Annotated in this window: 26 protein-coding genes; 17 read left to right on the forward strand and 9 right to left on the reverse strand. The window is 34.3% G+C overall.

Annotation, left to right across the window (positions count from 1 at the left end):
• Positions 1–44: 44 nt before the first annotated feature.
• The 7 genes from J4050_RS04315 to J4050_RS04345 all read right to left on the reverse strand — a co-directional run bounded on the left by J4050_RS04315 (position 45) and on the right by J4050_RS04345 (position 5,611).
• Complete coding sequence (locus J4050_RS04315; RefSeq protein ID WP_208152718.1) at positions 45–1,085, reverse strand: Tll0287-like domain-containing protein; 1,041 nt, start codon at positions 1,083–1,085, stop codon at positions 45–47.
• Positions 1,086–1,197: 112 nt separating this feature from the next.
• Entirely contained in the window at positions 1,198–1,872 is a 675-nt protein-coding gene (locus J4050_RS04320) for an ABC transporter ATP-binding protein (RefSeq protein ID WP_208152719.1), read from the reverse strand.
• Positions 1,872–3,134: an FtsX-like permease family protein gene (locus tag J4050_RS04325; protein WP_208152720.1), complete on the reverse strand. Its 1,263-nt coding sequence runs from the start codon at positions 3,132–3,134 to the stop codon at positions 1,872–1,874. Before J4050_RS04325 ends, J4050_RS04320 begins: the two co-directional genes overlap by 1 nt.
• Positions 3,131–4,213, reverse strand: coding sequence for an efflux RND transporter periplasmic adaptor subunit (locus tag J4050_RS04330; RefSeq protein ID WP_208152721.1), 1,083 nt, complete (start codon positions 4,211–4,213; stop codon positions 3,131–3,133). Before J4050_RS04330 ends, J4050_RS04325 begins: the two co-directional genes overlap by 4 nt.
• 12 nt (positions 4,214–4,225) lie before the next feature.
• A complete protein-coding gene (locus tag J4050_RS04335; RefSeq protein WP_208152722.1) occupies positions 4,226–4,834 on the reverse strand; it encodes a WG repeat-containing protein in 609 nt (202 codons plus the stop codon).
• An 88-nt stretch (positions 4,835–4,922) separates the two neighbouring features.
• Complete coding sequence (gene trxA / locus J4050_RS04340) at positions 4,923–5,222, reverse strand: thioredoxin (RefSeq protein ID WP_208152723.1); 300 nt, start codon at positions 5,220–5,222, stop codon at positions 4,923–4,925.
• Positions 5,219–5,611 (reverse strand): tellurite resistance TerB family protein, encoded by a 393-nt coding sequence (locus J4050_RS04345; protein WP_208152724.1) that lies wholly within the window; start codon positions 5,609–5,611, stop codon positions 5,219–5,221. Before J4050_RS04345 ends, trxA begins: the two co-directional genes overlap by 4 nt.
• A gap of 124 nt (positions 5,612–5,735) precedes the next feature.
• Between J4050_RS04345 and J4050_RS04350 the strand changes: the two genes are divergently transcribed.
• From J4050_RS04350 to J4050_RS04415, 14 genes are all read left to right on the forward strand, one after another.
• Entirely contained in the window at positions 5,736–7,616 is a 1,881-nt protein-coding gene (locus tag J4050_RS04350) for a sensor histidine kinase (protein ID WP_208152725.1), read from the forward strand.
• Complete coding sequence (locus J4050_RS04355; RefSeq protein ID WP_208152726.1) at positions 7,609–8,658, forward strand: response regulator; 1,050 nt, start codon at positions 7,609–7,611, stop codon at positions 8,656–8,658. The genes J4050_RS04350 and J4050_RS04355 overlap by 8 nt, the downstream gene beginning before the upstream one ends.
• A 78-nt stretch (positions 8,659–8,736) precedes the next feature.
• Positions 8,737–9,582 carry a universal stress protein gene (locus tag J4050_RS04360; protein ID WP_208152727.1) on the forward strand — a complete coding sequence of 282 codons (846 nt, stop codon included), beginning with the start codon at positions 8,737–8,739 and terminating at the stop codon, positions 9,580–9,582.
• 9 nt (positions 9,583–9,591) lie between these two features.
• Positions 9,592–9,978 (forward strand): hypothetical protein, encoded by a 387-nt coding sequence (locus tag J4050_RS04365; protein WP_208152728.1) that lies wholly within the window; start codon positions 9,592–9,594, stop codon positions 9,976–9,978.
• A gap of 499 nt (positions 9,979–10,477) precedes the next feature.
• A complete protein-coding gene (locus tag J4050_RS04370; protein WP_208152729.1) occupies positions 10,478–11,329 on the forward strand; it encodes a universal stress protein in 852 nt (283 codons plus the stop codon).
• 11 nt (positions 11,330–11,340) lie between these two features.
• Positions 11,341–12,183 (forward strand): universal stress protein, encoded by an 843-nt coding sequence (locus tag J4050_RS04375; RefSeq protein ID WP_208152730.1) that lies wholly within the window; start codon positions 11,341–11,343, stop codon positions 12,181–12,183.
• Between the two features lie 11 nt (positions 12,184–12,194).
• Positions 12,195–13,025 (forward strand): universal stress protein, encoded by an 831-nt coding sequence (locus J4050_RS04380; protein WP_208152731.1) that lies wholly within the window; start codon positions 12,195–12,197, stop codon positions 13,023–13,025.
• A 64-nt stretch (positions 13,026–13,089) separates the two neighbouring features.
• Positions 13,090–13,941 (forward strand): universal stress protein, encoded by an 852-nt coding sequence (locus J4050_RS04385; protein WP_208152732.1) that lies wholly within the window; start codon positions 13,090–13,092, stop codon positions 13,939–13,941.
• 11 nt (positions 13,942–13,952) lie between these two features.
• On the forward strand, positions 13,953–14,354 hold the full coding sequence (locus tag J4050_RS04390) for a hypothetical protein (RefSeq protein ID WP_208152733.1): 402 nt from the start codon (positions 13,953–13,955) through the stop codon (positions 14,352–14,354).
• 67 nt (positions 14,355–14,421) lie between these two features.
• Positions 14,422–15,276, forward strand: coding sequence for an ATP cone domain-containing protein (locus tag J4050_RS04395; protein WP_208152734.1), 855 nt, complete (start codon positions 14,422–14,424; stop codon positions 15,274–15,276).
• Positions 15,276–16,649, forward strand: coding sequence for an MBL fold metallo-hydrolase RNA specificity domain-containing protein (locus J4050_RS04400; RefSeq protein WP_208152735.1), 1,374 nt, complete (start codon positions 15,276–15,278; stop codon positions 16,647–16,649). Before J4050_RS04395 ends, J4050_RS04400 begins: the two co-directional genes overlap by 1 nt.
• An 88-nt stretch (positions 16,650–16,737) precedes the next feature.
• A complete protein-coding gene (locus J4050_RS04405) occupies positions 16,738–17,190 on the forward strand; it encodes an Hsp20/alpha crystallin family protein (protein ID WP_208152736.1) in 453 nt (150 codons plus the stop codon).
• A gap of 65 nt (positions 17,191–17,255) precedes the next feature.
• Positions 17,256–17,705, forward strand: coding sequence for a hypothetical protein (locus J4050_RS04410; protein ID WP_208152737.1), 450 nt, complete (start codon positions 17,256–17,258; stop codon positions 17,703–17,705).
• On the forward strand, positions 17,702–18,373 hold the full coding sequence (locus J4050_RS04415; RefSeq protein WP_208152738.1) for a hypothetical protein: 672 nt from the start codon (positions 17,702–17,704) through the stop codon (positions 18,371–18,373). Before J4050_RS04410 ends, J4050_RS04415 begins: the two co-directional genes overlap by 4 nt.
• 306 nt (positions 18,374–18,679) lie before the next feature.
• On the opposite strand, the gene J4050_RS04420 is transcribed toward J4050_RS04415, so the two are convergent.
• Positions 18,680–19,513: a universal stress protein gene (locus tag J4050_RS04420; RefSeq protein WP_208152739.1), complete on the reverse strand. Its 834-nt coding sequence runs from the start codon at positions 19,511–19,513 to the stop codon at positions 18,680–18,682.
• A gap of 150 nt (positions 19,514–19,663) precedes the next feature.
• A complete protein-coding gene (locus tag J4050_RS04425) occupies positions 19,664–20,176 on the reverse strand; it encodes a hypothetical protein (RefSeq protein ID WP_208152740.1) in 513 nt (170 codons plus the stop codon).
• 196 nt (positions 20,177–20,372) lie between these two features.
• Between J4050_RS04425 and J4050_RS04430 the strand changes: the two genes are divergently transcribed.
• The 3 genes from J4050_RS04430 to J4050_RS04440 form a co-directional block, all read left to right on the forward strand.
• Complete coding sequence (locus J4050_RS04430) at positions 20,373–22,142, forward strand: tetratricopeptide repeat protein (protein WP_208152741.1); 1,770 nt, start codon at positions 20,373–20,375, stop codon at positions 22,140–22,142.
• A 195-nt stretch (positions 22,143–22,337) separates the two neighbouring features.
• Positions 22,338–22,514, forward strand: coding sequence for a hypothetical protein (locus tag J4050_RS04435; protein ID WP_208152742.1), 177 nt, complete (start codon positions 22,338–22,340; stop codon positions 22,512–22,514).
• 6 nt (positions 22,515–22,520) lie between these two features.
• Positions 22,521–22,916 (forward strand): hypothetical protein (locus tag J4050_RS04440; protein WP_208152743.1); only part of this gene is annotated, 396 nt, incomplete at its 3' end.

Here is a 22,916-nt window from a genome sequence, read left to right on the forward strand (position 1 = left end):
TGATATTTGCTCTCTTTTTCTTTTAAAGATTGTTTAGGGCTAGGCTAGTTTTCCTCTTGATTAAAAGTAATGTGCCAAATGCCTCTAACTTGGTTTTCACTATAGCCAATAGCTTTGTCATCTGGATATAGCGTTTTTATTTTATTTAAAGTAACGGTTGTTAACTCTTGCTGAGGTTTACCATGGCATTGCAGGCACATACTATTAGTGGTTATAGGGTAATAAACATGGACCTTATCATTTCGTTCTTCTGATATAGGCTCAATTTCCATTCTATTATTTACTTGTGCCTTAAATGTCTCAATGTGAGCTAGCTCTTTGATAGAGGCCTGATTTTTTTGATTTCTGGGTTTGTCAGAAACACGCTTAATGCTAGCATTAAAATGAGCGGCCATGCTATCCGTTAACGGATAGGCCTGCTCATTGCAAAATTCTAAGGCTGCTATAGTTCCCTCTTTTTGAATTTTAGACATTAAGTTTTGCCCAAGAACCGCTTTGGTTCCCAATGCATATTTTAAGCCGATTTGTGCAGGGCTTAGGTTTTCATTAGACACCTGTTTGCCATTGCCGTACTGATTTCCCTTTCCTTTTTGTTTGCCCTTTCCTTTACCCATGCCTTTACCCATACCTTGCCCAGAGTGTTTACCGCGTTCTTCATTAAAGTGGCTTTCAAACCATTCGGGTTGTTCTATGTCATTGTCAAACATATAGTCAGCTATTTTGCCAATGGTTTCCTCCGGATAATAGGCTTTGGGCATTACACCAAAACGTCTAACAGCCCCTCGCATTTTAGCATTAGATTCTACTGGGTTTTTTATCCATGCTTGCATGTCTTTGATAAAATCCTCTTTTGTAGTAGTATCATTTATATAGTGTTTTTTTACGGCAATCATCGGTGGTGCTATTCTATTATCATGTTCAGCAGTAGGACTGTGACACAGATAGCAATTCTTCTCCATGAGAACTTTGCCCGGATGGGTGTTGTCTTCTATTTCTGTAGAACTTATAGCTTTGTAGGGATCATTTTTTTCTTTACAGGCCATTGTAGTAATTGCGAACAATACTATTATTACAAGCTTTTTCATATTGTTATGATTTATCAGCACGAAAATACATACAACAACTATTGGGGACAATGATAAAAGTCAGGCATTTTAAAATTATTGTGATTTAACAAATCCCATATCACAGGGTGATTTAAGGTACTATACGTCCGTCTTCCATGGTTATTATGCGGTCCGTACGTTTGGCAAAGTCTTCATCGTGCGTTACTACTAGTAAAGAAAGTTTCTCTTCTTCACTGAGTTCCTTAAAAATATTGAAGACATTTTCCGAGTTGTAACTGTCTAAATTGCCTGTGGGTTCGTCTCCCATGATAATGGACGGGTTGTTAATCAGTGCCCTAGCAATGGCAACACGTTGTTTTTCTCCACCAGAAATTTGAGAGGCACGTTTACTTGCAAGATGTTCAATATTGAGAATCCTTAATTTTTCGTGGGCGTTGTGTATTATTTCCTCAGCCGAACATTCCGCAAGTTTTTTTGCTGGTAACATTACATTTTCTAGAACTGAAAATTCAGATAGTAGATAATGAAACTGAAATACAAAACCAATATGCTTATTTCGTAAATATGAAAGCTTTAAGTGGTCTGAATCGGTAATTAAGTCGTCATTAAGATAAAGTTCTCCTTCGTAATCCGTATCCATAGTGGATAGAATATAGAGCAATGTGGATTTTCCGCAGCCAGACTTGCCCATAATAGAGGTGAATTCTCCTTTGTTAATTTTAAAACTAATATCCTTTAGCACATGAAACAGTACAGGCTTTTTAAAATATTTATTGATATGTTTTGCTTCTAGAACCGTATGCATTATTGACCTCGAATGATTTTTACAGGATCGATTTTTTTGGCTTTTTTGGATGGCAGATATCCAGCTAAAAAAGTAGATAACATAGCAAATGAAAACCCGATAACAAAAAACCAAGGATTTAAGTTTATGGGATAGGTCTTAATGGTTGGTAGTGCTTCTGTATTAAATGGTATGGTATCTATGACATTAGCGAGTCCTAGCCCAATGAGTAAGCCTAAGATACCTCCAACCAAACCGATAATTATAGCTTGAGTCATAAAAATCAGTTGCACATCCCTTCCCGAAAAACCAGTAGCCTTTAAAATGGCAATGTCATTCATTTTTTCATATATCAGCATATTTAGAATATTGTAAATACCAAATCCAGCGACGATAAGTAAGGTTACAGAAACAGCATAGGTTATGAGGTTTCTAATAGTAGTTCCAGTTTCAAATTGAGCATTAGCCGTTTTAATGTCAATTGCCCTGAGATTAAATTGCTGTTCAATTCTCTTAGCCATTGGTAATGCTTTTTCAATATCTTCTAATTTTACATTAATGTCTGTAATGTAATTATTGGCTTTGCCCATAATGCGTTGAATAGTTTTGATATTGGTAAAGCTTTGGATTGCATCAATTTCTGCAACACCACTTTGATAAATGCCAACAACTTTTAACGGGAATAGACCACCTTCAATGGGTTTTACTTGCACACGATCCCCTACTCCGAGCGACAATTTTTCGGCAACACCAGCTCCGAGAAGAATGCTATTGTCGGTGTTTTGTAATGCTTTTGCTGATCCAGTAACGATGTAATCATTAAAATTAAAATATTCAGCTTCAGAAACAGGCTCAACTCCAGTTAAATTTCCGCCGATTTGAATAGATCCCGCGATATAGAAAATTTGAGTTTTTATTTGAGGTAAGGCTGCTTTTACGTTGTCATTTTTCATTAAAAATGTCATCAAAGGTAATGCGTTGTGAATTTTCTTTTGGGTAACCTTAGGTTTTATGGAGTGCACTACATTGAGACTATTCTCAAATTCACTATATAGATCTACAGGTTGCTTTTTGGAAGGTTTAATCTCGTTGTAAATATGAATATGCGGCGTTTGGTTGAGAATAAGGTCGTCTAACATAGAATTTAGACCTGTCATAAAGCAAACCAAAGTAATATAGGCACCAATGCCAAAGGTAACACCAAGAGCAGCGATACTTGTTTGCTTTAATTTGGTAAGCAAATGGGTTTTAGCAATACTCAATATAAGACTCCAGTTGGTCACTCGGTTTTGTTATAAATTGTGGTGGATTCGTCTAGTCCTGAAACGATTTCTACATACTCCATGTTTTCTAATCCTAGTTCAACGGATATAAGACCATTATCTGTTAGCACCTGATTGTTATTAACCAAAAATGACTTTGGTATGGTCAGAGCATTTTCATTTTTTGCAATGATAATATTAGCTTCTCCAGAAAGGCCAGGATATAGTTTTTTAGGCGGATTACTAAAAACAGCCTCTACTAAAAAGGTTTGATTACGTTCATCTTTCTTAGGATAGATTTTTGAAGCCTGAGCTTCAAAAACTTTCTCTCCATAGGCATCTAAATGCATGAGTACTTTTTGTCCAAGAGTAATTTTTACAATATCTACCTCATCAACTAGCATCTCAATTATAAAATTTGAAGCACTACCAATTGATGCTAATGGCTCCCTTGTGCTAACAATCTCTCCAGGTTCTTTGTAAAGGGCGTAAACCTTTCCATCCATATTGCTTTTAATGGTGAAATCCTTACTTGTACTCAGTGTGGATTTATAAGTATTTTGGGTTTGCTCAACGGCCGTTCTCAGCTCATTCTCGGTTTGTGTAAGTTTTGATTTTAAGAGATTGAGCGTATTCTTTGAGAGTTGATATTTTAGTTTCTGGGAATCGTATTGTGTTTTAGAGCCAATGTTTTGCTTCCATAAATTGGCTTGTCTAAAATAATTTATGGAGTCGTTTTGGCACTGTAACTCAGCAGCCGCAATTTCATCCTTAATACTGTTGAGAATAGCAGAACTACCTTTGTAATTTTTCACAGCAAGGTTATAGGCAAGTTTAGAGTTTTCAGCATTTAATTTTGGGGTATTATTAATAATTTCAATGATCTTTTGATTTCGCTTAACAAGACCTCCTTCTTCAACGAGATTTTGGTCCAAGATTCCTGAGACTATGGAATAGGCTTCATATAAACTATCTGGTTGAATTACTACCGAAGCGTAAACGGACTCAACTATAGAGCGTTTTTGTGCAGTGGTGAATTCACGATTAGTGTTACAAGTGAACACTATTAAAATTAAAAAAAGGGGACTGATTTGTCTCATTAAAACCAAGGTTTAAACTTTTTTAATACGCCATTTGTTGTTGTCGTCTCTTATGGCAATCAAGGATTTAGATAAAAACTTTGATCTAATAGGAGGTGGGCCTTTCATAAAAAACTTAGACAATGTAATATGTACTGGTTTTTCAGATATATAGTGTACGATTTCTCCATCTGGATCAATGGCCAACTCCATATAGTCGTAATTTATCATAGCTTTATCCAATACATCGTTACGACCTAAAATATTCTTATACAATTTAAGAATTATTGCCAGACCGTCGTTAAAAGCTGTGGCATTTAAAAACTGAGGTTCAAGTACTTCGTGTCCTGAAGAGTCAATATATCCGAAATAAGTTATGCCGTCTTTTTGTTCTTTGATTAGACATCTACCAGAATTAAAATAAGGGTAGTCTATATCTTCAGAATATTCTATGACTAAATCATTGCGGAAATCAATAATTAAATCGCCCTCGGTATTTATGAATCCCCAAGTATCTCCTTTTTTAATGGCTGCAACCCCTTCATGGAAAGGCGATATAAAGTCTACATTTGAGACGTCTTGAGAAAAAATAAATAGAGGTAAACCAATCAGAATTAAATAAATAGCTATCAATCGTTTCATGATTATAGATTTTGAAATTTCACATTTTTAAATGTAAAACCTCAAGCTATCTTAAACAATGACGATGGTCAATCTAACCTAGTGCAGTTTATAGGTGAGGTTTTATAACAGCTAGTAGTTCTTGTTTTTGGAGCACGCCAGATTGTCGCCAAATTTGTTGTCCATTTTTAAATAAGATCATTGTTGGGACACCACGGACGTTATAACTAGAGGCAAGGCTCTGGTTTTTATCCACATCAATTTTTATAATCTTAATTTTTTCCTTTAAATCATCTTTAAGGCTTTTAAGGATAGGGGCTAACATTTTACAAGGACCGCACCAATCTGCGTAAAAGTCAATTAGTACAGGGATTTCGGATGAGATAATTGATTTAAAATTTGATGTCATATGTCTGCGTTTTTAAATGCTATACTAAGTCTAGCCATAAAATTTAATTCCGATTTATTGATTTTTGCGAAAGCATAAACAATAGCATTACTCGTTTCAAAGATAAGAGTCTTCAGACTTTTTGTAAAAACGTTAGGGTTTTTACTCAGATATTCCGAAAATGCCTCAAAACAGTCTGTTGAATTGAGATCCTCTTTTTGGGCCTTATTAAATTGCTTCTTAATTCGCTCTATGTTTTTTTCACCATACGCTCCCCATTGACCTTCTAAAATTTCTGAAAATGAAATGTATTCTTCAATAGAAAGTGTTCCATCAGCTTTAGCAATGGCATAGAATAGATTACCTAATTGTTCTGACAATGTTGCGGATATTATAGCTTGTGGTTGCATATGTTTTTTGGTGAATACAAAATTATTTATAACGTATAAATATTAGAATGATATTGGTCATTATCATAATATAATAGTTCTAATTTTCGTATATTTATTAGAGATGTCGGTTACAAACTAAGGTATGGTAAATCAAGATCAAGAAATTTTCAATATTCTATTAGAAACGGTATCAGAGGCTATTATTATTGCAGACCAAGAACAGCAAATAGTGGAGATAAATGGTGTTGCTGAAACAGTTTTTGGTTACAATAAAGAAGAAATAAAAGGTCAGTCTATTGAAAAGCTAATACCGCACAATTATCATAAAGACCATAAGAAACATGTGTCCAAATTTATTGAGGAAAGTAAGCATAGATCGATGGCGAAGGCCTTGGAAGTTTATGGTCTTAAAAAATCTGGTGATATTATTCCTGTAGAGGTTGAGCTCAATCCGTTTAAAATCTATGACAAAACCTACGTCATGGCATTGGTGAAGGATGTTTCTAAGCAGAAGGAAAGTGAAATAGATTTTATGCTAAGGAGCAAGGCTTTGGAATCTGCCAGTAATGGGGTTATAATAACAAATGCACTTAAACCGGACAACCCTATCATATATCATAATAAAGCCTTTTCTAATTTAACAGGTTTTTCTTCTGAGGAAATCCTAAATACAAATTGTAGGTTTTTACAAGGTACAGACCGAGACCAAGAAGCCATTTTGCTTATACGAGAGGCGATTAAAAAGGGTGAAAGTTGTCAAGTCACTTTAAGAAATTATAAAAAAGACGGTACCTTATTTTGGAATGATCTTTACATAACACCAATTAAGAATCAGCGTGGTGTAATTACCAATTTTATTGGTATTCAAAATGATGTCACTGAGCGCGTAAAGGCTGAGGAAGAGCGCAATCATTTAGCTACAATTTTTGATGAATCCTTAAATGAAATTTACGTTTATGATGCGGAGACCCTTAAATTTATTAGGGTTAATAAGGGTGCTATGACTAATAATGGTTACAGTTACAAAGAGCTTCTAAACATGACACCCATGGATTTAAAGGTGAGCATGGATGAAACAGAATTTAGGAAGTTTACAGACCCATTACTTAAAAAGAAACGAAAGCGCTCAGAGTTTGAAACGGTTCACAAAAGAAAGGATGGCAGTACATATCCTGTAAGTGTTACGCTTCAGCTATCTTGTTTAAATGAAAAACCAGTATTTTTCTGTATTGTGGCAGACATTACCGAACAAAAAAATTATCTGACCAAACTTGAAAAAACTGTCGAAGAAAGAACCCAACAGCTTCAAGCTGCGTTAAGCAAAGAAAAAGAGCTAAACGAACTTAAAACCAAATTCCTGTCCTTAGTCTCACATGAGTTTAAAACCCCCTTAAGCGGTATTTCAACCTCAGTGATGCTTCTCGAAAAGTATAAGCGTACAGAAGACCAATCTAAACGAAACAAGCATCTTTCTATCATAAGAGATAAAGTGCATTACCTTAATAATATTCTCAATGATTTTTTATCTATTGAACGTTTAGAATCTGGAACCGTAACCTATAATATGTCTCAATTTAAATTGAGCAAGGTTATTAATGAGGTGGTTTATAATGCAAATATGCTGCTTAAAGAAGGGCAACGTATTAATTATCCTGAAAACATCAACGATATACAAATGCATCAAGATGAAAGGATTATTGAATTGATATTAACTAACGTGGTTCAAAATGCCGTAAAATATTCTGGTAAAAATTCGCAAATTGATATAAATGTTACCCAAAATAAGAATGTAACAACTATTGTTGTACAGGACTATGGTATTGGTATTCCAGAGCAGGATATAGAAAATGTATTTACAAGGTATTTCAGAGCAGAGAATGTGCTCAATATGCAAGGAACCGGAATTGGATTAAATATTGCTAAGACGCATTTGGAAAATTTGGGCGGACATATTGATTTAATGAGTGAAGAGGGAAAAGGAACTGCGGTAACTCTTAAAATTCCAACAAAACGACATGGCTAAATTATTAATCATAGAAGATGATATTGTACTAAGGGACAATACGGCAGAACTGTTAGAACTTTCAGGCTTTACAGTTGTTAAGGCGGCTAACGGTAAAGAAGGTTTGAAACTTGCTAGGACTGAACTGCCAGATATAATTGTCTGTGATATAATGATGCCAGAGATAGATGGTTATGAGGTTTTACATCAATTGTCCAAAAACAAGAAGACCAGGTTTATACCCTTTATTTTTCTTTCTGCGAAAACTGAGCATCAAGATGTAAGAAAGGGAATGAATATGGGTGCAGATGATTATATAACCAAACCTTTCTCTGAAGATGAATTGGTCAGTGCTATAAAAAGTCGTTTAGCAAAAGCTGAAATTTTAAATGAGCGTCAAGGTGAAGATTACTCAGGTATTGAGGAACAAGATGAACTTAGGTCACTAAATGATCTTAAGAATTTTTTTGATGATTATGGTGTTGAGTTTAGCTATAAGAAAGATGAAATGATTTACCAAGAAGGTGACCACGCTAATTACATTTATCTAATTTCCGAAGGTGCTGTAAAATCCCATAAACTCGATGATCAGGGAAAGGAATTAACCACGGGACTTTTTAAAGAAGATGACCTTTTTGGCTATACTTCGTTTACGCACAATTTACCGCACAAAGAAACGGCAACAGCCTTAAAACCAACTAAGCTCACAGCAATTGCCCTCCACGAATTGTTGGCTATTTTAAATGATAATCATAAAGTTGCAATAGATTTAATAGATCTTTTAACGGACGACTTATCTAACATAAAAGAACAACTCTTGCAAATGGCTTATAGTTCGGTTAATAAGAAAACTGCTAGAACCATTTTGCAATTTGCTGAGAAAATAAACAGACGGCCAGAAGATCCTATTAAGATATCTCGTAGTGATTTGGCTAGTGTCGCTGGCGTAGCTACAGAAACATTTATAAGGACCCTTACCAATTTTAAAAATGATGGATTAATTAGGTCAGAAGGGCGCAATATTGTTGTGATGGATTTAGAGCGCTTAAAAGAAATTGATTAGGAAATAAATTTAAATGACTCCCGTCATTTTACGTAAGCCTTTTAGCATTTACTTTTAGTATCATTAATTTTTAGCGATATGAAGAGTGTTCTGCTACCAACGGATTTTTCGGAGAATTCATGGAATGCCATTGAATATGCTTTAGAGTATTTAAAGGATAAACCATGTGTGTTTTACCTCTTGCACGTCAATACATTGAGCCATAGCATTCTCAATGACCCTACATATAGAGATTCTACTAATGTCATTGAAGAAGTTTACACTAAGCCATCAAAAGTGCAGCTGCTAAAACTCATGAAGCGTATTTCAAAGGTATCAAATAACAAGGCACATAGATTTTATTCAATTGTAGACAATGGCTTTTTTATAGATGTTATACGAAATCAAATAATTGATAAACAGATAGACCTTATAGTCATGGGGACCAAGGGAGCGTCTGGACTTAAAAAAATAATAATAGGGAGTAATGCTGGGGATGTCATTGTTAAAGTAAAATGTACAACACTAATAGTTCCAGAAAATGCTAAATACCAAACTATTGAAGAAATCGCATTTCCAACAGATTTTTCTTCCTTTAACAATTTTAAAACCTTAAACCCACTCATGGACGTCATTGAAGAATACGGTGCTAAATTGAGTTTTTTACATGTAAATAAAAAGAACACTGAACTCAATATAGAGCAACACCGAAATAAAGAATTGTTAGAGGATTTTTTTAATGGATTTGACTACGATTTTTATTTTTTATCCAATAAAAGATTAGAAGATGCCGTGCAATGTTTTACTGAGAGTAGGGCGGTAGATATGATTGCCATGGTGGCAAAAAACTTAAACTACTTTCAACAGCTACTATTTAATACTAGGGTAGAAAACATATCCTATCATACAGAAATACCATTTTTGGTACTACATGAAACCACTTAATAATTAACTATGGAAACTTCTCAACTTTTTGCAAAATTCTGGGGCTGGTATCTCATTATTTTTTTCCTGATTCTTAGTTTAAATCCTAAACGGATTAAACAAATATTTGAGGATTTAAAGGATGAAAAATTTCTTATTTTGTGTTCCTTTATAGCAATTATTGTTGGATTGGTGAATATTATTTTCCATAATATATGGGAAGCCAATTACAAGATTGTTATTACACTCATTGGTTGGTTCTCTCTATTTATTGGGTTGGCACTTTTTATTTTTCCTAAATGGACGGTGGATTGGCTGGAGGTTACTAATGTAAAATTTGTACAGGTCATTTATACCTTACTTTTTTTAATAGGCTTGTTTTTGTTAAATGAAGTTTATCAACTCATACCTTATTAGAAAATTGACCAATATCATTTTTTGAAAAGAAAATATAAATTAGGTTTACCCTACAATAAAAGGAGGTCTTATACATAAAGTTAGCCTCTTGAAATTTGCTATTAATCAATACATAAAGACCAGATGAAGTATATTCATCTGGTCTTTAATTTAAAGTAGTATTTGCGCAAAACTGATTTTGGTCATTTTAAGAACCAATTTAAGGCTTTACATTAGTAGTGTATTAAAAGGGGGCTTTTAATAATTTAAAGGGTATTGAAATTGTGCTGTTGTTATGCGTACTTTCAGTTTTTCTTAAGAATTAAAGACATCTTTAAACTGCTACAAAGACAATATCATAAGGTCTAAATACCCGAGGAACCAGGAAGTTTTTCTTCTTGGTTCTGTTTTTTGTCCACTTTTTTATCTCCTTCACTTTTAGGTAGTTCTAGTCTGATATATATCATTGTAGTATCTGTAATTTGATACTAGATTTAATGTCCTATAAAACCATTCTGATATGAAAAATATTCTTATTCCAACCGATTTTTCAGATAACGCAACCAATGCTATTCGCTATGCATTAGAATTCTTTAAACACGATGTCACCGAATTCTACTTTTTGCATACTTATGAAGAAGAAGTCTATAAAAACCATGATTTACTCGAAGAGGAGGATTTTGAAGAAGTTGTTGAAATAGCAAAAAACCAATCGCAATTAAAATTAGAATTACTACTAGAAGAGGTAAAAGCTATTGCACCACACGATAGGTTTAAATACCATATCATTTCCGCATATAATTCGCTGATTGATGAGGTAGATAAATTAGTTATTGGCAAAAACATGGACCTAATCGTAATGGGTACAAAAGGAGAAAGCAAAGGAAAGAGTTATGTTTTTGGTAGCAATACCTTACAGGTTTTAAAGTATGTGTCATGCCCTGTTTTAGTAATACCAGAGTTTTATGGGTATAAACAACCAAAGCACGTTCTATTTCCAACCAATTATCTTATTCCCTTTAGAAGGCGTGAGCTAAAACTCCTTAGTACAATTTTATCACCATTTAGATCGGTTGTAGATATGCTTTACATTTCTAAGAGTAAAAAACTCTCTAAGCGCCAAATTGACAATAAAGATTTTTTGAGGTCAGAACTCGTTAATCTTCAAGTTAATTACGAGACTATTGATAGTAAAAATGTATCTAAGGCTATTTCCGATTATATCAAAACACATAATGTCGACTTCTTGGTAATGGCAAACACCAGGCATTCGTTTCTGGAGGATATGCTCTTTAGGTCTAAGGTAGACGACATCTGTTTGCATACCGATATTCCGTTTTTAGCACTTCAAAATGTTCGTAGAACCGCATAATTAAAAGCACTATGAAAACGATTCTTCTCCCAACCGATTTTTCTGAAAACTCTTGGAATGCCATAAAGTATGCGCTCCAATTATTCAAAGATCAATACTGTAAGTTTTTATTAATGCATACCTATACTCCGATTATTTTTCAAACCGAATTCGTGCCAATAGGTCCTGCTCAATTTGGACTAGGCGATGCCATTAAACACGTTTCGGAATCAAAAATGGAGAACTTACTAGGTAGAATTAAGAGTGAATTTGCCAATACAAAACACCAATTTGAAAGCGCTTGTATCTTCAGCACTTTAGTAACTGAAATAAAGGAAATTACAGAAAAGCAAAAGATAGACTATGTAGTTATGGGCACAAAAGGGGCTACAGGGGCCAAGGAAGTGTTGTTTGGTTCTAATACGGTTCATGTGTTTAAGAACGTGAAATGTCCTGTTCTAGCAATTCCAGATGATTTTCAATTTGAACGTCCGTTAGAAATATTGTTTCCTTCGGACTATGAGGTATCCTTTAAAGACTTTCATCTAGAACCTATTTTACATATTGTGAAGGCCTATACTAGCAGATTGAATATTATGCACGTTTCTTACGGATTTCCGTTAACAGAGCAGCAAAAAACTAATAAGAAATTGTTAGAAACCTATTTTAATAAAATTGCCCACATTTTTCATGATATAAGAAATGAAAACGTCACTGATGCTATCGATGAGTTTCAGACTAAAAACAAGACCAATATGTTGGTGATGTTAAACAACAAACATTCATTTTTTGAAAATCTCTTTTTTAGATCGGCACTAAATCAAATAGGGTTTCATTTAAATATACCATTTCTAGTTATTCCGTCTAATCCGTAAAGCCATTAATCATGAAACGCAAAATTCTTTTACCTACCGATTTTTCAGATAATGCATGGAGTGCTGTAGATTATGCCATTAAATTATTTAAAGACGAGACGTGTAGTTTTTACTTATTGAATTCCATTGCTTTAAAGGTGTCGACCATGTCTAATTTCTCCAATAGCCTTTTAAAGGTTATGAAGGAAAAAGCAATTGAGGAACTCAAGGAACTAAAGTCAGAGATTGAAGCTGCCACCAACAATCCTAATCACGAGTTTAAAACCATATTAAGCACCTTAGATTTATACGACGCCATAACATATGAGGTTAAAACCAATAACATAGAGTTTGTGGTTATGGGTACCAAAGGGGCTACTGGAGCTAAAGAACTGTTTTTTGGAAGTAACACGGTAAGAGTTATTAAGAAGCTAAAAGGGTGCCCGCTTTTAATTGTACCAAATGAATACCATTATGTGGAGCCAAGGCAATTAGCGTTTCCAACAGACTTTAAAATCAAATTAGGTGAAGGTGAATTACAGATATTAAAAACAATCCTTTCACTTTACAATTCACAAATTAGGATTTTACATATAAACGAAGAAGAGGAACTTAGTGAAGCGCAAGAGGCCAATTATGAAAATCTAAAAACACAGTTAGAAGGATATAATTACTCTTTTCACTGGATGCCAGAATATAGCACCAAAGCAAATGAGATAAAGGAATTTATTGAAGACTTGAAAATAGATATGCTAGCTATGGTCAATCACAAGAAAAGTTGGATAGAGCGCATTGCAACTAAGCCCGTCATTAAAAAAATAGGTTTTCACCCTTTTGTTCCGTTCCTAGTAATACCAGCTTAAGTGATAGAAATCATTGTTCTAATCTCTGATGCAGGTTACATTTAAACTGATTAATAAATAAACCATGAAGTTAAGAATCCTTTTACCAACGGACTTTTCAAAAAATTCCTGGCACGCCATTACCTATGCTTTAGAATTGTACAAATCCAATTCTTGTGAATTTTATCTTCTTAATGTGTTTTCTGCCACTGGAAATATTATGAAGAGTCTAATGAATATGGAACCAGGCAGCGAGCTCTATGAAATGGCTAAAGCACAGTCGGAAACAGGGTTGGCTAACATGCTAGATATGCTCGTTCTTAATAGAGAAAAGTACCCTAACCATAATTTCAATACTATTTCTATGTTCAACAGTACCGTAGAGGCCATTAAGATTGTGGTTGACGATAAGGACATTGACCTTATAGTAATGGGCACAAAAGGAGAAACTGCTTCTAGAACTATGGTTTACGGGAGTACTGCGGTTAATGTTATGGAGAAAGTGCGCAATTGCCCTGTATTAGTAGTGCCAGAAAAAGCAAAGCCGGCAATGCCAAAGGAAATCGTTTTTCCGACAAATTATAAGTTACCCGTTAAAAAGAAAGAACTTCAATATCTAATAGATATAGCAAAGAAAACACATGCAACAATTCAAGTACTTTATATTAATGAGGGCGAATTGAGCCATAGTCAACTTGAAAATAAAGCCTTGTTACAAGAACATTTTGCTGAGGTAAATTTTGTTTTTAGGCAGTTGAGTAATATGCATGTGCCAACGGCTATAAATTGTTTTGTAGAAAGCAGGGAGAGTGATATGGTAGCTTTTATAAATAAAAAGCATTTGTTCTTTGGAAGTATTTTAAGTCAAGCTTTAGTAAAAGAAATAGGATACGATTGCAAAGTTCCCATCCTTGTAATGCATAACCTCAAGAATTAAAATTTATTATTATGAAAGATAAAGCCATTTGGATCGATAAGGAGAAAGCGCATATTCTTACTCTCGTTGGTGAGGACGTAAAATTGAAAACAGTTTTTTCTGAGTTTAAAGAGTTACATGAAGAGGACCCTGACCGTCAAGGCGGAGCAACAGAAGTGCTGAAGGACCGAAAAACCTTGGAACGTGAAAAGCAAATAACGAAGCATTATTTTAATGCTTTGAGTCTCAATTTAAAGAATGCAAAAAGAATAGTAATTATGGGCCCTGCTCAGATGGGTCAGCATTTTTATAAATATCTAGTAAAAGAAAAAGCCGATTTAGGAAATTGCGTAGTAGAAGTGATGAGGTCTAAAAAAATGACAGAAAATCAACTTAAAGCTACGGTAAGGGAATTTTACTTGTCGAAATCTTAATCGGCAATTTGGTTAGTTTGGCTGCTGCCAGGGCCGCAAGCGGTTCTGGCAGCGTTGTTTTTATATTATGAAAGATAGAACATTTGAGATCATTAAATCTAGCGGTAAAAAGGTGAGGTTTTCATTAAGCAAACTGAGGTCTTCATTGAAACGGAGTGGTGCTAATAAAGAAACCATCGATTCTATTATTGATGCTGTAAGAGATGAATTATACCAAGGAATTTCTACAAAAGAAATTTATAACAGAGCCTATGCGCTTTTAAAGAAAAAGAAGAGTTACCTCGCCTCGAGATATAAACTGAAAAAAGCCATATACGAGCTTGGTCCAACCGGATTTCCGTTTGAGCGTTTCATAAAAGAAGTATTAAGTTTTTCTGGTTACACGGCCGAGCTAGATGAAGTCTTGGAAGGGAAGTGCGTTAGTCATCAAATAGACGTTTTAGCTCACAAAGACGATGAGACCATTTTGGTAGAGTGTAAATTCCATGGTGACCAAGGCTTAAAATGCAATGTTAAAATTCCGCTGTATATCAACTCGCGCTTTCAAGATGTTAAAGCTAATTGGCCAAACCATAACACTAAAAAATCAAAACTCAATCAAGGTTGGGTGGTAACCAATACGCGTTTTACCGAGGACGCTATACAATATGGCAGCTGTTGTGGTCTTTATTTATTGAGTTGGGATTACCCAAACGGTCAAAGTTTAAGAGATAGGATAGATCGTCTTGGTCTATATCCTATTACGGTTTCAACGTTGCTCACCCAAAGAGAAAAGCAATTTCTTTTAAGTAGGAATATAGTTTTATGCCGACAGCTCATTGGAGATTCATTTTACCTAGACCACCTTGGCATTTCTGACACTAGAAAAAAGAAAATACTTAACGAATTTGACGCACTTTGTCAAATAGAAAGACCTCAATAATGAAACCTCTAGTAAAATTGAATTTTTTAGGTGCAGCCGGAACTGTAACAGGTTCTAAATTTCTTATTGAAACCTCAGAACTACACGTCATGGTAGATTGTGGTATGTTCCAAGGAATGAAGCATCTTAGGGAATTAAATTGGGCTGAGCTTCCTGCAGATGTTGCTGCTATAGACTTAGTTATACTAACTCATGGTCATTTAGATCACGTAGGGTATTTACCACGCTTGGTTAAGCAGGGTTTTAAGGGGAAAATTATTGGTACTGCACCGACATTAGCTATTGCGGAAATAATTCTTAAAGATAGTGCGAAAATTCATGAAGAAGATGCAGAAAAAGCCAATAAAGAAGGGTATACAAAGCATAAGCCTGCCTTAGCTTTTTATACTGTTGATGAGGCTGAAAAAGCATTGCGCTTATTTAAAAGTGCTACTCTGAACACATGGCAGCAACTCTCAGAAAATATAGCCTTAAGGTTTCAGTACAACGGCCATATTATAGGCGCTACTTTTGTAGAATTAGATATCAATGGAAAACGATTTGTCTTTTCTGGAGATGTTGGCAGAAAGGATGATTATCTTCTTGAAAATCCTAAAAAACCAGAATGGGCAGACTTCTTATTCCTAGAGAGTACGTATGGAGATAAACGCCATCCTAAAGAAGATTTAGAGACCGTATTTATAGACTTAATCAATAAAACTCTATACAATAAGGGCATACTTATTATCCCAAGCTTCGCTGTTGAGCGCCTTCAAACCCTTATGTACATCTTATGGAAATTATATAAGGAACGTAAAATTCCAGCAATTCCACTTTATGTTGATAGTCCTATGGGGAATAATGTTCTAGATGTGTTTCAGCAATTTCCAAGCTGGCACAAATTATCCATATCAGAGTATAAGGCCATGTGCCAATACGTAAATATCATAAGTTCGTACAAGGAAACCTGGGAAACTATCAATAATAAAAGACCAAAAGTAGTTATTGCAGGCAGTGGTATGGTAACTGGTGGCAGGGTTTTAACTTATTTACAGCAATTTATAGATCATCCTACAACAACTGTCCTTCTCGCAGGTTACCAAGCTGAGGGTACGCGTGGACGTCAACTTCTTGATGGTGCCCATGAAATTAAGTTCTTTGGAAAATATTATCCGGTTAGAGCCCAAATAAGACATATTGAAAGTCTATCCGCACATGCCGATCAAAGTGGGCTTTTAGATTGGTTAGCAGATATTAGGAATATACCTGAGTGCGTATATCTAGTCCATGGAGAAGCCAGCGCATTAAACACGTTTAGGGTGAAGTTAGAAACCGCGTTTCACTGGAATGTGAAAGTACCAAAACTCACGGATAAGGAACAAGTAATCGTTTAATCCTAAACTGATTAATATCATTTTAGAATCTGTAGTATGTTTTTAAATTTAGGTTGTAATGATTGTATAATAACTTAAAATAAAAGCTATGTCACTTATTAAATTTAACAACAGAAACAGGTTGTTCCCATGGAATAACAGACAATTAAAAGATTTTTTTAGTTCCGATGATTTCTTCTTTAATGACGATTTTTTCACAGAAGATTCTATAATGCCTGCAATGAACGTAAAGGAATTGGAGGAAGAGTTTGAAGTGGAATTCGCTGCTCCCGGATTTAAGAAGTCCGACTTTGAAGTTACTTTAGACGACCACATCCTTAACGTATCGGCCAAAAAAGAAATGGAGAAAAAGGAGGAAGAAGATGAGTTTATGCGAAGAGAATTTAGCTACAACGCTTTTAAACGTTCTTTAAGATTGCCAGAAACTGTAGATAATACAGCAGATATTAAAGCAAGATATAAAGATGGGATCCTTAAATTAAATCTTCTAAAAAAAGAACCTACCAAAGAAACACCTAAAAAAGTTATAGAGGTTATCTAAAATTCAAGAATCATAGCAGAGTGTATTCTAGGTGTTTTACACTCTGCTTTTTTAATATATATATTATGAAAACTATACATACCCAAGCAAAACATACCGAGTGGTTAAGTGCAGAGGATATGCACGAGGCCTCTAAATTATGGCTCTCTGAACTCTCTTTCTTTAAAGAAGAACAGTTCTTTCTAGAGGATTTGATAAAATCCTATACCCTTCAATTAATAGATAAAAATCGTTTTGAAGCGAGTAAAAATGTAGTCGATAGACTCTCACAAGTCGTAAAACAGACGGAAGTTTTATATAATGCTGTAACTAAGCACGAGAAGGAATTATCTATAATGGTAGATGGAATTGATGAATTAGAAAAAGAAGCTAATTACAAAAAAGAACATCGCAATCTTATAGAATTGATAGGTGAGTTTAAGAAACGCTATCAAAATGTAAAGGCAGAATTGTTTGATATGGTCAAAATAGCCCTGAAAGAAACAAAATTAAATAAACTCATAGACAAACCATGAGGCCAACAATTATATTAATTTTATTATTAAGTGCAATGGGATGCTCAGAAACGCAGTTGGTGGATTATTGGAAAAATCCGGATGTAGAAACGTATAGTCCAGAGAAAGTATTGGTTATAGGTTTGACCTCTAATGCAGAAGCGAGGGCAATGTTTGAAATTCAACTAAAAACAGCATTGGAAGAGCGTGGGTTTAGGGCAGATAGGAGTGCTACCATTAAGATGCTAACCACACAGAATGAAAAATTGACAGAGGAGCAACTTAATGATTTAGAATCTTACCTATTAGAGCAAGGGTACGATACTATTCTCCTTTCATCCATTGTTGGCACAGAAGATAAGATTGCTTATAAAACCAATTACGATGGGTTCGATGAAACCTACAAAAGGTTTAAGGAAGATTACCTGAGATACCAAGATGCTTTTTATAATCCAGATTATTACGAGCAATATACCATCTATCATGCAGAAACGGCAATGTACTGCATTTGCCCTGCTGAAAAACGAGAACTGATTTGGAAAGGTTACATAAATATCACCGATCCCAGGGTAGTAAGCGAAACAGTTGATCAATATGTAAATTTGGTTATTGTAGCCTTAGAAGAACTTAATCTTCTAGAGCCTATTGCTACCAAACCTAAGTTATATAATGAACCGGTTTACCATTAATTCTTTTATTGGTGTTTTAGGTAAATTGAGCTAGGCTGTAATTAGAGTTTCTAAAAATGGCACCAAGAAAATAAGCTCCTATGGACATCGCAAACCCATCGGCTAGTAAATAAGCAAAACCTAAAATAGTAATTGTACTATTGCTCAAGCCTACACCTACTGCTGATTATACAACTGCAAAGGTTGTTACAGCGCCATCTATTCCGCCATAGACCACTTCTCCTAGATAGTTTTGTATAGTTTTAGCCCCCTTCATTTAACTCCCTTACTTTGTAAGTTGGTGTGCGCATTCCACTACTACAGTTTTTAGTAATGGTAGACCAAAAGCGGCGTTACTAAATCTTGACTTAATCTAGTGGTAGCAGAGCCAAAGAAAAAACGATTGAAAAACGATTCCGTTTGTTCAAAAAGAACCATTAAATCAATGTGGTGAGTTTGGATATAATTACTTACGGAAAAATGTATAGGGACATTTTTTATATAATGATATTCAAATTCATTATCTGTAATGATTTGACTCAAATGCTGTAACTCGTCATCGTTATCATTCTTAGCATCAGCAGTATCCGTAATTCTTAGGATATGAAGTTTACTTTTATAGGGTTTAGAAAACTCCAAAAACCTAGTAAATAAATCCCCATCGTTTGGGTCATAGGAATCTAACGGTAATAAAATATCATGTAACGGACTATAGCGGTAGAGTTCTGGTATCACTAAAGTAGGTATGTCAATATTCCTAATAACCTTAAGTGTATTGGAACCAAAAATAGACTCTGCTGCATTTGAGGCGCCATTACTTCCCATTACAACCATTTCTATGTTGTAATGTTCTATATTTTGCTTAATACTATCAATAAAGGCATCATAATCTACAATGACTTTAAATTTGTGTAATGGATTATGATACTGATTTTTAAGGCCGCTAGTAATGGCTTTTAGTTTGAGTTTTTCATCCTTGATGAGAGACTTATATACACTAGCGGAACTGCTAGTTATTAAATCGTCAGAAATATAACTCTTGGCTTTTTTTATATGGCATACATAGAACGTACATGGCACCTTCGCAAAAAGTTGTAAGGCGTAATGCATACCATTAAGGGCAATGGTAGAGTAATCCGTTAGTAAAAGGATATGTTTCATTGTTTAACATTGGATTTACTCCAATATAAATATCCTTTCCCCAAATTTATATGACTTTGGTCATTTATAGAACAATTACAACCAACAATCCAAAAGCCTAGATTTCAAATGAGGTAAAAGCCCAGTAATTTGGTAATGCGTAACTTTCGATTATATCTGTTTTTTGTTCAGGTCTTTTGGTTTTGCTTTTGGCTCAGGCGGAATAATATAGTTTTGTCGGTTATTGAAAAATTGCTGTCTCATCGCTTCCATTTGTTTTATCATCTCATCCATGCTAGGAAAATTAGGGTCCACCGGAGCATTAAAAAAATCATCTAAAAAAAACTGTTTCATAATAGAATCATGCGCAGGGAAACCAAAATGATTAGGCCCTTGGAACATGGAAAATTGTTTACGCATGCGTTGTTGCATTTGGGCTATTAAACTGTCTGTATCCATGCCTTTTAATGCGCCATTTGAAGACCAAGAGTAAATAGAGTCGTACCTAATAACATTTCCATTTTCATCAACCTCTTTATTTACTTGCCAACGCTCATTGGGTCGGGTGATGCTGTCTTTTGTTTCATCAGACTTAGCCATTTCTGGGCCTGATTTTTTTTGGGTTTGGCCGTTACAACTTGTAGCTAAAACTGCTACAAGAAAAATTAGAACATATTTTTTCATTGTTTACAATTTTAGGATTCGATTTATCGATATCAAAAAAAATGCCAAATAAGTGCCTATGAAAAGGTGTCATATTTCACAAAATTTATCATTTCAGGCTCTAACTAGGATGAGTAAAACAGACATAATTTTCTTAAAACTATAGGTGTTCAGAAAACAATTACATTTATCATTACTTCTTTTTTATATTTGATTTATGAAAAGTGGTCTATTATTTTTTCTGTTTAGCATTAGTTCTATGTGTTTCTCACAAAAGAACACCATAGATAGTATTCAAAAGGCCTTAACGCAAAGCTCAGATAAAAAAGAAAGAGTAGTGTTATTGTCGGAATTGAGCGAAATGTATAAGGAAATAGACACAGATTCTGCTCTTGTATACGCTAAAAAAGGAATACGATTAGCAAAAGAGATCGATTTTAGCTTCGGTGAAGCTGAAAATGCATCAAGTATAGGAGGGATTTTTATAGTAAAAAACAATTTAGACTCCTCACAAGTTTACTACCATAAAGCAAAAACACTTTACAAATCAACAAAAAATCATTTTAAATATGCGCAAACGACAATGCGCCTTGGTAATATCAACTTAGCTCAAAACATTCCTATTAGCGCTTTAAAATTGTACCAAGAGTCCTTGGAGATAGCAAAGGCTAAAAATTTTAATGCGCTACTTCCTCATCTATTTAATAATACGGGATTGGTATTTCAACAAATTGAAGATTATGATGATGCTGTTACTAACTTCGAAAAGGCTTATGACATCTTTTTAGCAAATAATGATGAAGCAAATTCGGTATATCCACTGTATAACATAGCTTTAATTAAAAGTATTCTTGGTAAAGATGACGAAGCCATAGATGGATATTTAAATTTGGTCAGTTATCACTTAAAAACTGAAAATTGGGTAAGCCTTGCTCAAATATATAACTCCATTTCCGAAATCTATTTCAACAATGAAGAATATACTAAGGCCACAGAATACTTGGAAATGGCCTTGACTTCTGTAAAGGATAAAAGTGATTCCTTCAATACTGGACCGACCTCATTTTATAAAGCCACAATTTACACCAATGCAGCCGAAATTTATCATCAAGAAAATAATGAGGAGCTCGCTAAATCTTTTGCTCATAAGGCAATAAAGCTTTCACTACAAAATTCGTATAAATTAAATATGATGAAAAGCGCAAGGATTTTAGCTGATATATATGATAAGAGCTATAGGCTGGATTCTGCATTGTACTACCATAAAAAATATATTGACTTTAGTAACCAATATCAAGAAGAGTATGATGTAAAACAGCTTACCAAATTAAAAATGCAAAATCAATTTGATGAAATTCTTAGGCAGAATGAAATTGACCGTATATATAAAGAGGCTAGTTATAAGAATAGGGAAATAAAGTTTATAGCTGGCACGGTTGCGGTTGGTCTTTTAGCTATCATTTTAATATTACTTTTCATTAACCAAAAAAATAAGACAGCCAAGCTTGAGTTAAAGGAACAAAATCTACAACTTGAAAAGAAGGAACTGAATCAACGTTTGGAATATAAGAAAAAGGAATTAGCATCTAATATGATGTACCTTATGGAAAAGAATGAATTTATTACATCAATTTCCAAGAAATTAATTGAGTTAAAACCAGACGCTAAAAAAGATAATAAGGATTTGATTCAACAAATTATAAATGAGATTCGACAAAATTCTTCTACAAAGATGTGGGAAGAATTTGAAGTCAGATTCAAAGAAGTCCATAAGGATTTTTATAATGCCCTTCATGCTGCCCATCCAAATTTAACTTTAAATGAAGTGAAAATATGCGCTTTTTTAAGGTTAAATATGACAACTAAGGAAATTTCGGCAATTACTCACCAAAGTGTAAAGAGCATAAATATGGCTAGATTCAGATTGCGTAAAAAGTTAAATATTGAGCGTGATGACAATTTAGTTGGTTACCTAAATAGTCTTTAAATTCATTTTCATCCTAATTTTTTAGGCAATTGCGCCTAACAAACATTATCATTTAATACGCTCATAATCAATTGATAAATTGATTATGTAGTATTAATGTTATACCCCATTTTAAGCTTGTAGCTTTTTTGTATCCAAAGATCTTCATTTAAAACGCTTCGGTTAGAATAGTTTTACTCCAAAGCTATTTTAAAATTGAAAACACCCAACAATAATCAAAAATTAAAATCTTCGAAAAAAGAGGATAAGGATTTAGAAAATCTTGACAAAGAATTGAAGGAATTAATTCGCGAAAATGAGTCGCGTAAAGATGGTATTTCTAAAATTCTTAAAAAGATAGAAGACAACGATAAATCAACTAATTCAAATTAATTCATTATGAGAAAACAGTACTTATTAATGGTATTTATGTTCATTGGAGCTATTATGCAAGCCCAATTTAATGTAAATATAAATGTTACAGACTCAGGGACGACTTCCAATATTGAGTCGGCAGACGTAACTTTTGATTCTACAACATTGCAAACTGATGTTAATGGCAATGTCACCTTTTCTAACATTGCAAATGGTACATATAATTATTCAGTTTCTTTCGATTGTTATACGGCAGAGTCAGGAACAATCACGGTTTCAGATGCTGATGTAAATACTAATATTGTATTAAGTTTATTCACTACTACCAACGTGTTCTGGCAGGTCAACCAGGACGGTTCCCCTGTTAGCTTTCCTGTTCCCACGGCAGAGATAACGATAAGCGACGGTGTCAACGCACCG

The organism is Winogradskyella pelagia (assembly GCF_017581965.1).
Classification (GTDB): Bacteria; Bacteroidota; Bacteroidia; order Flavobacteriales; family Flavobacteriaceae; genus Winogradskyella; species Winogradskyella pelagia.